Genomic DNA, 15,521 nt, shown 5'->3' on the forward strand with positions numbered 1-15,521 from the left:
CTTGTGGGTTCACACTTCGTGGTGGTGATGCTCGCAGCAGCCACCGTGGGTATGGTCATGGCTCCCGAGAACGCGATGCGGTACCCCATGGGCAATCAAATCAACTTCGCAACCATAAGTGCTATGGAGCATTTCTTCGGTCAGGTTCGCCCCTTCGTGGTAATGCACGGAATGGTTCACGCAAACGACGCTCTTCACCTTGTGCGAAAGCGCCATCAAGTCGTGCGTCACAATCACAATCGTCATCGTTTCGCTAAATTCTGCAAGCATGCTGTAAAGCGCTTCAATCCCCGCGACGTCAATGTTATTGGACGGTTCATCCAAAAAGAGAATCTTCGGATTGCAGACAAGAGAACGTGCAATCAGCACGCGCTGGCGTTCACCGCCACTCAGTTCACCCAGACGACGGTCCAAAAAGGTGCCAATATGCACGCGTTCAAGCGCCGCCTTCACTTCATCCGACTTGGGAGAAAGCCCGGTCTTGCCAGTTGCAACGCACTCGCCCACCGTAATCGGGAAGTCGATATTCTTGTTCGTATTCTGCGGCACATAGCCGATAGCCACTTTCTTCGTCGGGACCTTTTCGCCAAACACGCGCACCGTTCCAGACGTCGGCTTCAAGAGCCCGACCATCAACCTCATCAGCGTGGACTTGCCACCACCATTCGGTCCAATAATGGCAACAAAGTCATTTTCGTCAATAGACAAGTTCACGTCCGTGAGCACGGGCGACTTACCATAACCAAACGAAAGATCTTTGATGTCAATGGCGGACATTACTTTTTACTAGCCTCTCTTAAAGCTTTAACAAACTTTTCCGTATTGCCAATAAAATCAGCAGCAAGAGGATCTGTTTCAACAACAACGGCACCCAGATCCTTAGCAATCGTTTCTGCAGCGCGCTTGCTGAATTGCGGTTGCACAAAGACATTTTTTATGTTGTTCTTGCGGCCAAGTTTAACAAGGTTTGCCAAGTCTCTCGGCTTAGGTTCCTTGCCGTTAACTTCAATGGTATATTGTTTGAGTTTGAAGTCCTTGGCGAGATACCCATACGTAGGATGGAATACAATAAACGAACGACGATCTTTCGGCATGCTGATAACCGCTTCGTTCAACTGACGTTCTACGAGAGCCAATTCATCCTGCACACTAGATGCACGGTTGACATATTCAATGGTATGCTTCGGATCAAGCCGTTTGAGTTCCTGAAAAATATTCTGAGCCAAGAATCTCATGCGAGTCGGCGAAGTCCAAATATGCGGATCCATTTCTTCATGATGATGACCATGGGCGCCATGCTCTTCGTGTTCCAACTTCATCCATTCAATGCCCTTGGAAACATCAATAACCTGGACATTCTTGTTCGCGCCCAAAAAGCGAGGCATCCAAGTTTTGTCCAAACCCGAACCATCCGTAAAATAAACCTGGGCTACAGAAAAAGCCTTGATGACAGCCGGCTTCGGTTCAAAGTTATGCGGATCAGCCCCCGGCGGCAAAAGCGTCACCACATTCACGCGGTCGCCACCCAACATTTTAACAAGCGTTGCATAAGGTTGCAACGAAACCGCAACCGTAATACGATCTTCACCCGCCCACAAAATTGCGGGAACAATAACAAGCAAAAACAAAAGACGAGCTATACGACGCATTATTTTTTCCCTTCCAAAAAGGCATTAAAATCTATTTCGCTAACGTTATTGACAATAAATTCAGGCTTCACGTCGAGCTTTTCGACATCCGCCATTTTCGATTCACCGCACAGGGGCAACACAAAACGGCAGCCAGAACGCTTCGCCAATTCAAAGTCCGTATAGAGACGGTCGCCCACAAAAAGGATTTCTTCGGGGCGGTAAAGTTTCAAAAGTCCAGAGAGCATCGCCGGGTTCGGCTTGCCAAAGCTCATCTCGGGTTCGACGCCGTAAGCCGTCTTGAGAAGTGCCATGAAACTCCCGATATCTGGCACCGGGCCGCGTTCATCGGGGCAGACAAAATCCGTATGCGTGACCCAGAACGGGATGCCGCGCTGCACTCTAAAAGAGAGTTCGCAAAGTTCGCGGTAGTCAAAGCTGTTGTGGTACGCGACAAGCACCAGTTCCGTTTCTTCGACCGAGGGGCGCAAATTGAGGCTCGGGTCCTGCGCCGCAAACCATTCGTACACTTCCGGATTCGCAAAGAAAAATACGTTCTTGATTTTGCGTTCGTGAATCGCATCGAGCGAGAGGTACAGAGCCGAGATGATGGAATCATCAGCCAGCGGAAGCCCCATGACCTTGAGGCGGTTCTCGTAAAAGACGGGAGACTTGCTCGTATTGTTGCTCAAGTAATAGACCGGCACGTGCTTAGCGACGCGATTGACCGTTTCGACCGCACCAGGGTATGGGCGGCCACTCAAATAGAGAGTTCCGTCTAAATCGAAGACAACAGCTTTTATAGGCTTTTTCACGAGGTGTAATATAGAAATTTTCTATTTTAACGTGCATGAAAACTCCCGATAGCCGTTTCTATTGCCCGCTCATTAGCGTTGGCACCATTATCTTGGACGAAAACGAAAGTAGCCATGCCGTACGCGTTTGCCGCGCCGTGAATGGAGAAATTCTACAGCTCTGCGACGGCCTCGGGCATTACGCCGATGCAACAATCACCAAGGCAGACGCCAAAGCCTGCGAAGTCCGCGTAGATACAGTCGAAGACGCTCCGCTCAAGCGCCCACGCCTGAACCTCGGCATCGCCTGCCTCAAGGATGACGCACTCGAAGAAGTCGTTTTCCATGCGGCACAAACCGAAACGGACAGCATCATCTTTTTGCGTACGGACTACTCACAGGAACCCAAAAATTCCGACTTGAAAAAGACGGTTCGACGCGCCGAACTCAAATCGCTCGTGAGCCTCAAGCAATCCAAGAAGCCCTGGATGACACGCATCGAAGGGCCGATTGAATTCGATAAGTGGCTCAAGGATTATCAGGGAGACTTGATTCTCTGCGATATCGATGGAGAACGTAAGTTGGATATAAATGAAGGCGCTGCCGAAAATAGCAACGCCACGCCAGTTACTTTACTTGTAGGTCCAGAAGGTGGTTTTTCACCTCGCGAGATTGAAGCGATAAAAACGTTCAAGAACGGGAAGGTCCATTTGCTGAACTTAGGAAACACGCGCCTCCGCGCCCGCACCGCCGCCATTATCGCGTTAGGGAAAGTTTTATAAAACGAAAAAAGCCGCGTATCCACGCGGCTTTTTTAACATTTATCGGACATTCACGATTCGATTTCGTCCAGCAACTCGCAAGAGGTAACGACCGGACTTTGCCACTTGCAGCATAACCGTAGAACCGTTGGCTTGGCCATGTTGCAACAAGCGTCCCTGCAAGTCCATGAGCGCATAAGAATCACCCACTCGCAAACCGCTAATTTCAACCATACGGCCTTGCGTACGGATTGCCACCGGCGAAGCAACAAAAGCAGATGCAATCGAGACCTTGCCGGAACTGCTTGATTTCGGCACGTTCGATGAACTTGACGATTTCACAGACGAACTGCTCGATTTCACAGAGCTGCTACTAGACTGCGGCACACTGGACGAAGATGACTTCACAGAACTGCTGCTAGACTGCGGCGCACTCGACGAAGACACTTCCGTCGCACTTGAAGAGCTTGAAGAACTCGAAACGCTCGAAGAGCTAGAACTTCTCGGAGCAGTCACGACAGCGAGCAGGCTATCGATAAACTTATCCGAAACTTTATTATTCAACACCGGATACTTATCGCTATCCGACTGCGTCCAAGCAGAACCATCCAAGCCATGATCCCTGTAAGACTGCAAACGCTTCAGAAGATTCTTGTTGGCGAAATCTTCGGCAGCAACAGCTGTACCACCAAGTCCCTCCTGCAAACCTTCCAAATAGTAGGCAGCATCCAAATGAAGGTCCACATAATCCTTCTTGAACCCACAGACACCGCCTATAGAATCTGTTCCAGAAACATTGCCCAAATTGTACGAATTGTAAATAAACGCCGAATCGTTCTTAAGAGAACCCACCAAGCCACCAACAACACTCGTTTTCGAGGTCACAGTAGCCACATTGTAGGAGTTACTCAAATGCAAGAAATCAGTCATTTCGCCACCGATCAAGCCACCAACACTTCGTTCCCAAATAGAGCTAACAGAGCCTTCATTATACGAATACATCATCATAAGCGAGCCATAGATTTCATACGAAAGGCCCACAAGTCCACCCACATCAGCATAACCTTCAACCGAACCACGATGATAACTAGAAAGCACCAAGGTCTGAGAACGATCCGTGTAGCCAATCAAGCCACCGACATTTTCATACCCCTTGACGACACCTTCAAAATAAGAATTGGCAATAACTAAAGACTTTCCATACATCTCGCCAACAAAACCGCCAACATCGTTTCCGCCAGAGATATACGAATCGACAATACCCAAATTCTTGATAATTAGATTTCCCGATTCAATTTTACCGAAAAAGCCCTTATAGCCATAAAGGCCCGAAATCGTATGACCATTGCCATCAAATACACCTTGATAGTTATTTAACGGGAACCACTGCACAAACGAAGATATTTTTGACGAATCCAGTTTTCCATCGACCAAAACATTCTTGTTCAAAACGATATCGTTCGTCAGCTTGGTACATAACGTAGGACGATTTACCGAATACCTGTACAAGGAATCAACAAAGGACGAGAACAGAATCAGTTCTCCCTCATCGCCCAGTTCGTAACAGTCGCCCACCATCTGTGGATAATGCCACCACTTTGCATAGAATGTCTGCGTTCCCTTCGCATCTGCAGGCACACTCTTTACCGGTTCACCCGAAAAATCATCACTAGCATACCAGCCCTTAAAAACATAGTCCTTACGAACAGGAGTCGGCAGCGAAAGTTTAATGCCTTCAATGTACGAATTCGAATACTTTACCGTATCTTCAGGGAAAGTCACCAATTTCAATTCAGAAGTTTCAAAGTTCGTCGTAACCTCTCCACTAAAGACGGGATAAGCATCATAGCCGACATGCTGGCCCCAAAGCAAACCATTTATACCCGATTCCCCATAGTCATGAAGAAGTTTTGCAACAGAGCCATCCGTGAATTTATCAGCATCCACCTGGATAATTCCAAAATCTTTTTCACTACCGCAATTAAAACAGAATATTTCCGTTCCTGTTTTTTCAGAAAAAGAATTGATAAATTCAATACTTCCCGCACTAGCCAAACCGACAAGAGGATAAGCTTCTCTAGACTCTTTTTTCGATAACGGATCTGCACCATACGAATTAACAACATAAGAGTTTGATTCAATATTATTAGTGCCAACCAAAGAACCATTGTATGATCCCATAAAATCAGGATTCACCTTGAGGTCCGCCACGCTATAAGAATTGACGATGTAAAATTTTCCGGTAGCCCAACTCATCAAGCCACCAATTGAACTATTGTTGCTTTCAAGAACACCGTCAAAATAAGAATCTTCTATTCCTAAGGAATCGCCCGCATGACTACCGACCAAACCTCCGGCACCACCATACAAATAAGAGGAACCATGACAATTTTTAATAGTCACGGTTTTGCTCTTCGTTTTAACGGATCCAACCAATGAGCCTACAGAACCAAAAATGTAAAAATAGGAATCCTCAATTCCGACATTTTCAATCTTGACCTGGCGTGATTCATCAGGTGCGTATACAGTCGCAAATAAGCCCATTGCATCACGAAGCAAGCTATCATTGAAATAAAGCCCTGATATGGTGTGACCCGCACCATCAAAAGTTCCAGCAAAATTAGTTACCGCAAACCACGGGATAAAATTACCGCCGTTGCCATTGAGCGTATCCTTTGCTAGCACGTTCTTGTTGACCACAATATCCTTAGTGAGCTTGCCACAGACGGGAGTTTCACTATACAGCGAGGCATTTGCAATAAAGCCAAAACCATAAAGTTCCTCTGCCGTACCAATCTGATAACAGCCATCTACAACGGAGGGAGTCTTCGCAACGATATTCAATGTCGAAGAACCGACCACGAATTTTCCGGACAACTGCGGTATATCATCGACGCCAAGCCATTGTCCCCATACCGAGCCATCAATTCCGTCCTTATTGTAATTACGTAAACGTTGTGCCAGCGTCCCATCTTTCAGCTCTTTTTCATCAATATTTATACCATATTTACTACTCGCCCACGAATCAACATAAAAGTAGTTGTCCACAATTAAAGTATCCCGACCATGATGTCCAACCACAAGAAGCTTTTCTCGGCTAAGGGATTTTTCACCGACATTAAACGAATTAGAAATAATTAGCTTGCCAACGGAAAAACCAACAAAAGCGCCATACGTACCATTGCTGCTAATAGTTCCTGCATTATACGAGTTCACGATAGTAAGTGGTTCGCTACCATCATAATTGCCAACAAGTCCACCTGCATAATATCCGCCTACGTAAGCCAAGTTGCGGGAATTCGTAATTTCAAGCGGTCCCGAATTCCCCACCAAGCCTCCCGTATATACCAAGCCTCCCGTATATAAATTGGAATAGACAGCGCCATCCACATAGCAATTTGTTATTACAGCGCCCCAAGCGCCTCCAGCAATGCCGCCGACAGCACCTTTACCTACAAAGCTAACATTAATCAGTCCTAAATTTTTTACGACAGCTTTTTTCAAAACCTCCCACGGTTCACCGCTCAGCCTTTCCCTTATTTCGGCCCCCACATAACCAAACATGCCGACGTTATAAGCAGATGTATCTGTGCAAATAAGCCCTGAAATCGTATGATTTTGGCCATCAAAAGTACCATGGAAAGATTCAATCGGCGTCCAAAAAGCTGTATCCTTTACATTTTTCTCGTTCACCACGATGTCTTTGGTGAGCTTTCCGCATTCCGTCTTAACTTCGGATTCATTTACGATTTTAGCATAGCCATAAAGCTCTTCGGCAGTTGAAATGGCATAGCAACCATCAGAATCAAGTGTGGGTTCCGACGGAACAATCGTCCTTGCGGCATAAGCCACAGCCGCCAAAGCAAGAAATAAAAATCGTTTCAAAATCGCCTCCTTCTTCTCAATTAGAAAAGCACCCCGACTTTAAAGCCAGGATGCTATACAAAATACAAAATTTTAGAACGAATTAAAGAGTCACTTTGACTTTTTCGCGCATAGCCATGACAGCCGCCTTGGCTTCTTCGACGGTGTCGCGGCGAGCAAGGAGAACGCCCATACGGCGGTGGCCCTTGAGTTCCGGCTTTCCGAACAAGCGAAGGCCCGTATCCGGTTCTGCAAGCACATCTTCGAGGCCGCTGAACTTCACGTGGTCAGAATTGCCATCGACAACGATTGCCTTCGAGGCGCTCGGGCCGTGGAATGCAATGTTCGGAATCGGGAGACCGAGAATAGCGCGTGCGTGCAATGCAAATTCGGAGAGATCCTGAGAAATGAGCGTCACCATGCCCGTATCGTGCGGACGCGGGGAGACTTCGCTGAACAGGACTTCGTCCTTGCAAACGAAAAGTTCCACACCAAAGATGCCGCGACCGCCAAGAGCGTCCGTGACCTTCTTTGCGATTACCTTTGCCTGTTCCAAAAGTTCCGGCTTCATCGGCTGTGGCTGCCAAGATTCCTGATAGTCACCGCCCACCTGATGGTGGCCAATCGGTTCCAGGAAGCTGGTGCCACCCACATGGCGCACCGTAAGCAAAGTAATTTCGTAATCGAATGGCACAAAGCCTTCGACAATCACGCGGCTGGCAGCACCAGTGCGACCACCCGTCTGGGAAATGTTCCAGGAATTTTCAATGTCGGCTTCGGTCTTGATGACGCTCTGACCGTGACCGGAAGAACTCATCACCGGCTTTACAACGCACGGGATGCCGATTTCCTTGACCGCAGCCTTGAAATCTTCGTAGTTATCCGCAAAGCGGTACGGGCTCGTCTTGAGTCCGAGCTCTTCGGCAGCCAGGCGGCGAATGCCTTCGCGGTTCATCGTGAGCTTAGTGGCCTTTGCTGTCGGAATAACGTTGTAGCCTTCCTTTTCAAGTTCCACGAGCGTGTCCGTCGCAATCGCTTCGACTTCCGGCACGATGTAGTCCGGCTTTTCCTTTTCAATGACGGCACGGAGTTCCTTGCCATCGAGCATGTTAATCACGTAGCTGCGATGAGCCACCTGCATGCCCGGAGCGTTGGCGTAACGGTCCACTGCAATCACTTCGACGCCAAGTCGCATCATCTCAATGATGACTTCCTTGCCCAATTCGCCAGAACCGCAAAAGAGAACTTTCGTTGCGGTAGAACTAAGAGGTGTACCGATTTCTGCCATAAAAACTCCTTGTTGTGACTACAAATATAAAATTATTAGGCAACCATTAACGGAGATGCCCGCTCGGTGGCGGGCATGACAATGAAATTTTGCGGTTAATTACTTTCGGCGTTTTTTATGCAACGGACAGAAAGCTGAGAGTTCGTAGAAAAATCCTCAATTGAAGCTTCGCGGACTATGTATTGGAGATATGATTTATGTACTAAATGCACGCACTTTCCAGAATTACGAGAACTCCAAAAATACGCATCCGAACCCAACCCACCTTCATGGTACGTACCTTCATCAAAAAAATTCACACCCCCAGGAAGTGCCGTAAAGCCAAACAAATCAGAACCATTTCCCGCATCCCCCCACATCTCTGAAGACTTAAGAACTTCTCCAGCATTATTTTTTGCGTCTGAATTTTGATCTAATTCATTAACAGCGTAAATAAGTCCTTCCCAATCCGCTAAGCTAGGCAAACGCCAACCATTAGGGCAAGCATTTTTAGCGGCCGCCAATGAATAGAGTCTCCCATATATTTCACAATTCGATTCTTTATTTTCATAGCAACGACTATTTTCTGTTTCATAATTCACGTTTTCGGCCATCCAAGTTTCGGAGTAATCTTTATCCTTAACTTCAATCGTCGTGTACTTGTAAACCTGATAAGTTTTTTCTTCAGTGGTTTTATTTTCAAATTCGGCACAGAACAAGTGATCTGCATCCGCTATCTTGATTTTTTCATCGCCGCATTTTTCATAGACCACGGTCTTTTTGCCTTCAACGCATTCTTCTAATTCTATGTCATACGATTCGCCACCACAAAGATCATACGTTTTATCGTTTACACAGAATTTTTTATGCACATTATACAATTCGTCGCCGCAAGACTTGATAAATTGTACAACTACGCCATCAACACATTCATCCGTATCAGGGACATATGTTTTGCCGTTGCAAAGAGGATACACACTGCCATCCGCCATGCAGAAACTTTTTTCAGGGTCAAAAGGCTTTGAGCCGCAAAAGGCTTTGTAAAGCTTTGTCGAAGTCGCATCTTTGCCTTCGCCGCACTGGATTTGAACAATACCATTCTCATCACTGGCTATTTTGCAGCTAACGCCGTCAGCACCATTCGAGCCGTTGGTTCCGTCTGCGCCTTTAGTACCAGGAGTACCCGGTTCACCCTGTTTACCATCAACACCATTGTGAATCGTTACGGACTTGTCTCCGCAGGTCACAACAACATCATCGCTATCTGCGGCTTTGGCGACAGAGCAAGACGTTCCGTCTTTACCGTTGGTACCATCCTTACCATTTGTACCAGGAGTTCCATCTTTACCGTTAGTGCCTGGAGCACCATCTTTACCATTGGTGCCGTTCTTCACGCTACCGATAGGCTTGCCATCACAGATAACATCAAATCCAGAACCATCCTTAAAAGCGGTCATAGTGCAAGACTTTCCGTCTTTACCATCGGCGCCATCTTTGCCATCAGTACCGTCTTTTCCGTTCTTGCCATCGGTTCCGTTTTTACCATCTTTGCCGTTAGTGCCGTCCTTACCATTGGCACCATCATGACCATCACTTCCATTAGAGCCACTGACAGCAGCGCCGGTAACGGCCGCCCAGCCATTATCCGTGCAAGCATATACCTTTACGGAATCGGACACATAAACAAACTTGCCAATAATATCTTTGTTGCATTCGCTCAAGTCGCTGAACGCAGTTACAGTTTCAGCAGAATTTCCAGAAACAGGTGTGAGTTCATCCTCACAAGCAGTGAAATACACAGCCATGCCAAACAACGGCAAAAGATATTTCTTCATTTATTTTCTCCTAAAAATCGGATATCGTAAATGTAATAAAAACTAATAAAGGAAAATTTCACCTATAACAAATTACCCAGCATCAATCCTTCACACAGCGGATGGTGAACGCATGATGCTTTTCAATACCGCTAAATTGAATTCCTTTGCCATTGTAATTATTTGAATTTTGGAGAGACATGTGATATGCCTCGTCTGTACTACTTTCTATAGAGCTCCAATAATTTACTGGTGGATTACAAAATCCGCTTGTGCCATCACGTTCCATATTGCAACTCGGGTACGCCGAAAACCCATAATCATCCGTTCCTTCCTCCACCCAATCAAAACCTTTTTCCAATTTCTTAGCAGACATGAGTTTTGATGCGGCATCATATTCGCCACCAGCCGTCGCCACCAAGCTTTTCCATTCCGCCAAGGTCGGCAAATGGAAACCTTCAGGACAAACTCCGCGAACCGGGAAATTCGGGGGACAAGACGTTCCTGAACCACATCCCTTACCATTTACGCTAAAAGCACCCACACTATCCATTGCCGAAGCCCAAGTGTAAAAACGGCCATACAGTTCACAATATTGGGTAGAGTCATGGTAGCAAAAACTACCTGCGGTCTTGTAATTGAGATTTTCGGCCATCCAAACTTGATTACCAATTTTAGTCGTTTTATACGTTTGTCCATCACGAGAATCAACAACAGAATCCATAACGGCTGTTTTTCCAATTCTTTCAACTTTTGTCTGCAATCCATCATTAGAAGCACTTTCCTGTGTAGCCTCATCCTTCACACAACGAATCGGCATATCTTCACGTTTTAGACCGGAGTCAATCCCCACTTCTTTTTTCCCGTTCACATAAACATCAAGACGCATTCCAAGTGCATAATCATCTTCATTACCTTTATCGGAACTCCAATAAAAAGCAGACTCTGCACATACACTCTCAACGCCATCTTCTGTACATAGTAAACTATTTCCATTAGCAACCATGGAAAATCCATTATCTGCCTTTGATTCAAAGATATCACACGCCGCCGTTTTACCACCTAAAACAGAAATCAAAGTATTCCATTCGGTTGTATCCGGCAAATGCCAACCAATAGGGCAAATTCCACGCACAGGTCTCGTCCTATTTTTCTGAGAGTACGCATCTCCCATCGCTATTTTCCACGTATAACTTCCATAATCTCCGCAATAATACCTTAAGCACTCATCATCGTGTTCGGCCTTATAAGCCAAATCTTCTGCCATCCAAGTCTGTTTGCCATAAGTCACCATCTTGTAAACATTTCCATCGCGAATATCTACAAATTGATTACTCGTTTCGCCGAAAGGCAAAGTTCTCTTTCCGATAAATTCATTTTTAGTTAAAGAATCATCTTTAAGGCAGCGAACAGAATACTTATTGTCCTTATTTTCTCCAAGCAAGAACGCTTCATCACTTTCGCTTCTTAACCCCATGAAATACGCAAGGCTATCATTGTAATAATCAGAACTCCAGAAAAAAGTTTCTCCATCGGAACTAAACTCCCCATTACTTTTTTCGTATCCACTTAGAAGCGCCGAAAAGCCAGAAGCATTCGTCGCCGTCTTATGTCCACGCGAACCCCCGCCCCAATTTTTTGACGTCTTAAGCGCTATAGCCGCAGAAACTTTCCCACCAAGAGCAGAAAAAAGCACATGCCAATCCGATTGCGTCGGCAAATGCCATTCCACAGGACATGATTCAAGCGCAGCCTTCCAAGCATAGAGACGGCCATTTTTATAGCAATTACTTACAAAGCCATCATAGCATGTACTATTCGCCATTTCATAATTCAAGTTTTCAGACATCCAGGTTTGAGAACCTATCGTTACGATCTTGTAAATTTGACCATCACGTGAGTCCATCATGTGCATCCCGGAATCCGCTATAGAATCAGCAGATTCACGACTAGGCGACAAATCATTACCTGATGTTGCATTTACTTCATTAGATTCAGGTTTCGTCCCGCCACAAGCGACAAGGATCAAAAACAAAACTGCACCAGCAACAGTAAAAAATTTTTCTTTCATATTCCACCACCTATCTAATCAGAATCTTTAACGCAACGGACCGAACGTCTAGAGTAATTGTCATAATTCTTATTAAAGTAAATGGTATAACTATATTTAGCAACTAGATATATGTAATACGCATTACGATCTTCTTTTGAAGCGGTCCAGAATACAGCACCCTCCCCTTCGGAACCGAATTCGCTACGCTCTCCCCAGCTAGCAACAGGAAGTGCGGAAAAGTCGTAATCATCCGAGCCATTACCATTCGCCCAGCACCAGTTTTTGCAAGTTTTCCAGCCGCTTTTAGATTTTAAATATTTACTGGCCGTAGGTCGTCCGCCCACCGAAGCGAATAAAGTATTCCATTCGGTTGTATCGGGCAGATGCCAGCCTGCAGGGCAAGCTTTCTCCGCATCAATCCATGTATAAAAATGACCGTATTTAGAGCAGTTGTGGTAATCATTTTTGTAGCAACGGCTGTCATTTGTTTCATAGTTCAAATTTTGAGCCATCCAAGTCTGTGAACCAATTTTTACGGTTTTGTAAACTTGACCATCGCGATTGTCAACAAGAGAATCTTTAACAACGCTCGACACAGGAACCGTTGCAGATGAGGTCTTATTTTGCAGAGGCTTGTTCTTTACGCAACGAACAGAAATTGCATCATAATCTCTTCCAACAGCAAAGTATGCCCGTTTTGTTCCACTCTCCATTATTAAATAGGCATTGCTAAAACTAGGATTAACAGAGACAGACCAAAAATAAGCTTTCTCCCCCACCCCCTGATGGACATCCGGGCTTTGAATCACCTCAGAATAGTAATTGGATGTTCCTGCAGGCAATGCCGAAAAGCCATATTCATCCGTACCGTTTCCATTGCCAAGCCAACCACTTTTAGACTTGAGTTTTTCTCCCGCCCCTAAGAATCCGTCATACTTTCGATATTTTGCACCAATTGTAGCAAATAAAGTATTCCAATCTTCTTCAGTCGGCAAATGCCAATCAGCAGGACAAGCATTATATGCCTCGCCCCATTCATAAAGGCGACCATATTTTGCACAACTGTCAGGGTCTTTATGGCAAGTGCTAAATTCAGTTTTATACTTGAGATTTTCAGCCATCCAAGTCTGTTCCCCTATAGTAACGGTCCTGTAAGTTTGTCCGTCACGACGGTCTATAAGGAAATTCCCGCTCGAAAAAGGAGCAACAACTGAAGATACGGAAGGCAAAGAGTCTGCATCACTCTTTAAGTTTTCTTCTTCAGCATCATCCTCAACACAACGGACCGACATTCCGTCATTTTTATAATCGCCACCGCAGTGTTCAAAATCAGGATATTCCTTATCAGCACGGAGGCTCATATAATTTGGAGAACTTTTGTAATAGCCCGTAGAGCTCCAGAACATTGCAGACTCACCAATACCCTTGCCACCATCTTTATTCCAATGTCCCGCAGGAAGTGCAGAAAATCCAAAATAATCATAGCCATTTCCTGCACTTCTACAAACTCTTTCAAAGGGTCTATGGTCATAATCGCACCTTGTCCAACCAGTCTCAGACTTTAAAGCCAACCCCGAAGTCGTTCCCGGTTTCACAGTTTCAAACAACGTTTCCCATTCTGTTTCCGTCGGTATATGCCAACCCTTAGGGCAAACGCCACGTAACGGGAATTTCGGAGGACAAGGTTTACAATAGCCGCAATCTTCATCATCATCTTTATACAAGCGAACGCTATCTAAAGCAGCCGTCCACAAATAAAGGCGTCCGTATTTGGTACAGTTGCTATCCGCATTGTTATAGCAGAAACTATTCGGCGATTTGAATCTCAAATTTTCGGCCATCCAGTTTTGTGAGCCAATCTTCACCGTCTTATAAGTTTGTCCATCACGATGATCAACGAGCGTTCCTATAGCAAGATCTTTGATGCAACGAACAGATGCTCCAAGTTTTGATAATTCCACCATCATTTTTATTCGAGGGCTATAGTAGTTGAAAAATACGCCATATTCATCAGATGTCCAGAACAAAGAATATAAGCCATCTCGGCTATAACCTCCATCACTGAACCTAATGCCAGCAGGAAGCACAGAGAAACCAACACCATCATCAGCTTTGGCACTATCCCCAAACCATCCCATCAATTTTTTAAGGCGTTTGCCCGCCAACAACGTTCCGCCTACAGCATCAATCAATCGATCCCACTCCCATTGAGATGGCAAATGCCAACCCACAGGACACACATTTTGTTTCAAATTTAAAGAAGAAGTATCCTTCATTGCATCCAATTTGTAGAGCCGTCCATATTTTTCGCAATTTTCATCTTTATCACCAAAGCAATAACTATCGGACGTTTTATACTTCAAATTTTCAGCCATCCAAGTCCAAGAACCAACCTTCAAAGTCTTGTAAGTTTGCCCATCACGAGAATCAACCATAGTTCCAGTTTCCGTAGCTACAGAAGAATCAGCACCAACGCTCGTTTCTTGCGAAGACGAAGATGACGTTGCCGTAGCGGAAGAACTTGAAGACAACTTAGATCCCTTTAAGCAGCGGACAGATAATGCAACGTCATACGAATCCATTCCCAATTTCGCCCCATTGCTATAATAATTCAAAAACATTCCATACGCGCCTTTTTTTGGAACATCTGTAGAACTCCAAAAAGAAGCATATTCATTGGGGTTACTTTGAGGATCTAATTCATACAAAAAGCCAACAGGAAGCGCAGAGAACCCATATTCATCCGTCCCATTGCCGTCATTTCGCCAGCCATCCGTAAATTTAAGGGCCATTCCGGCAGATTCGGCTCCACCTACCGTAGCAAACAAAGTGTTCCATTCCGTGGTATCTGGCAAATGCCAACCCGCAGGGCAAACCTCTACAGCACTACTCCAAGGATAAAGACGTCCATACCGCAAACAGTTGATAGGATGGTCATCATAGCAATAGCTAACCTCTGATTTACGAGAGGCTTTTTTAGGCTTTTGTTTACGTAAACTCCTATGAAATTTATGTGCTCTAGGTCCCAAAAGATCTAAATCCATATCGACAGCTCTATCTTTTGTTTCATAATTCAGATTTTCAGCCATCCAGATCTGCGAACCTATTTTCACGATCTTGTAAATTTGGCCGTCACGATTGTCTGTCATAGTTCCGTATTTGACACCATCACGCAAAGGATTTTCCGCATCAACAGACGAATTTCGCGTAGAGCCACACGCAGCTAAAAGTGCAAGTACCAATGTACTTGCAACAAACAAAAAAGCAACTCGTTTACTCATGATTCATTTCCTTTATTAAGGAATAAATACAAATTTAGTAAACGAATTCCCAACTAATT

At 45.3% G+C, this 15,521-nt stretch carries 9 protein-coding genes; 1 reads left to right on the top strand and 8 read right to left on the bottom strand.

All coding sequences use genetic code 11. The features are described 5' to 3' along the window. Positions 1-9 precede the first annotated feature (9 nt). The 3 genes from FSU_RS04625 to FSU_RS04635 are packed head-to-tail and all read right to left on the bottom strand — an operon-like array spanning position 10 to position 2,443. Positions 10-777: a metal ABC transporter ATP-binding protein gene (locus FSU_RS04625; RefSeq protein WP_012820393.1), complete on the bottom strand. Its 768-nt coding sequence runs from the start codon at positions 775-777 to the stop codon at positions 10-12. Further along, on the bottom strand, positions 777-1,649 hold the full coding sequence (locus FSU_RS04630) for a metal ABC transporter solute-binding protein, Zn/Mn family (RefSeq protein ID WP_012820394.1): 873 nt from the start codon (positions 1,647-1,649) through the stop codon (positions 777-779). Before FSU_RS04630 ends, FSU_RS04625 begins: the two co-directional genes overlap by 1 nt. Further along, complete coding sequence (locus FSU_RS04635) at positions 1,649-2,443, bottom strand: HAD-IIA family hydrolase (RefSeq protein ID WP_012820395.1); 795 nt, start codon at positions 2,441-2,443, stop codon at positions 1,649-1,651. The genes FSU_RS04630 and FSU_RS04635 overlap by 1 nt, the downstream gene beginning before the upstream one ends. 35 nt (positions 2,444-2,478) lie before the next feature. Between FSU_RS04635 and FSU_RS04640 the strand changes: the two genes are divergently transcribed. After that, on the top strand, positions 2,479-3,204 hold the full coding sequence (locus FSU_RS04640) for an RsmE family RNA methyltransferase (RefSeq protein ID WP_012820396.1): 726 nt from the start codon (positions 2,479-2,481) through the stop codon (positions 3,202-3,204). Between the two features lie 39 nt (positions 3,205-3,243). Here FSU_RS04640 and FSU_RS04645 read toward each other — a convergent pair whose 3' ends face one another. The 5 genes from FSU_RS04645 to FSU_RS04665 all read right to left on the bottom strand — a co-directional run bounded on the left by FSU_RS04645 (position 3,244) and on the right by FSU_RS04665 (position 15,462). After that, positions 3,244-7,068, bottom strand: a complete 3,825-nt coding sequence (locus FSU_RS04645) for an InlB B-repeat-containing protein (protein ID WP_012820397.1) — start codon at positions 7,066-7,068, stop codon at positions 3,244-3,246. Positions 7,069-7,150: 82 nt separating this feature from the next. After that, positions 7,151-8,335 (bottom strand): formate-dependent phosphoribosylglycinamide formyltransferase, encoded by a 1,185-nt coding sequence (gene purT / locus FSU_RS04650; protein WP_012820398.1) that lies wholly within the window; start codon positions 8,333-8,335, stop codon positions 7,151-7,153. Positions 8,336-8,430: 95 nt separating this feature from the next. Beyond that, the gene (locus FSU_RS04655) at positions 8,431-10,149 is read right to left on the bottom strand and encodes an FISUMP domain-containing protein (RefSeq protein ID WP_012820399.1); all 1,719 of its coding nucleotides are present in this window, start codon (positions 10,147-10,149) and stop codon (positions 8,431-8,433) included. Positions 10,150-10,231: 82 nt separating this feature from the next. Continuing rightward, a complete protein-coding gene (locus tag FSU_RS04660; RefSeq protein WP_012820400.1) occupies positions 10,232-12,199 on the bottom strand; it encodes a fibrobacter succinogenes major paralogous domain-containing protein in 1,968 nt (655 codons plus the stop codon). Positions 12,200-12,213: 14 nt separating this feature from the next. Further along, positions 12,214-15,462, bottom strand: coding sequence for a fibrobacter succinogenes major paralogous domain-containing protein (locus FSU_RS04665; RefSeq protein WP_012820401.1), 3,249 nt, complete (start codon positions 15,460-15,462; stop codon positions 12,214-12,216). Positions 15,463-15,521 lie beyond the last annotated feature (59 nt).

It is taken from the genome of Fibrobacter succinogenes subsp. succinogenes S85, assembly GCF_000146505.1.
In the GTDB taxonomy this organism is placed as follows: Bacteria; Fibrobacterota; Fibrobacteria; order Fibrobacterales; family Fibrobacteraceae; genus Fibrobacter; species Fibrobacter succinogenes.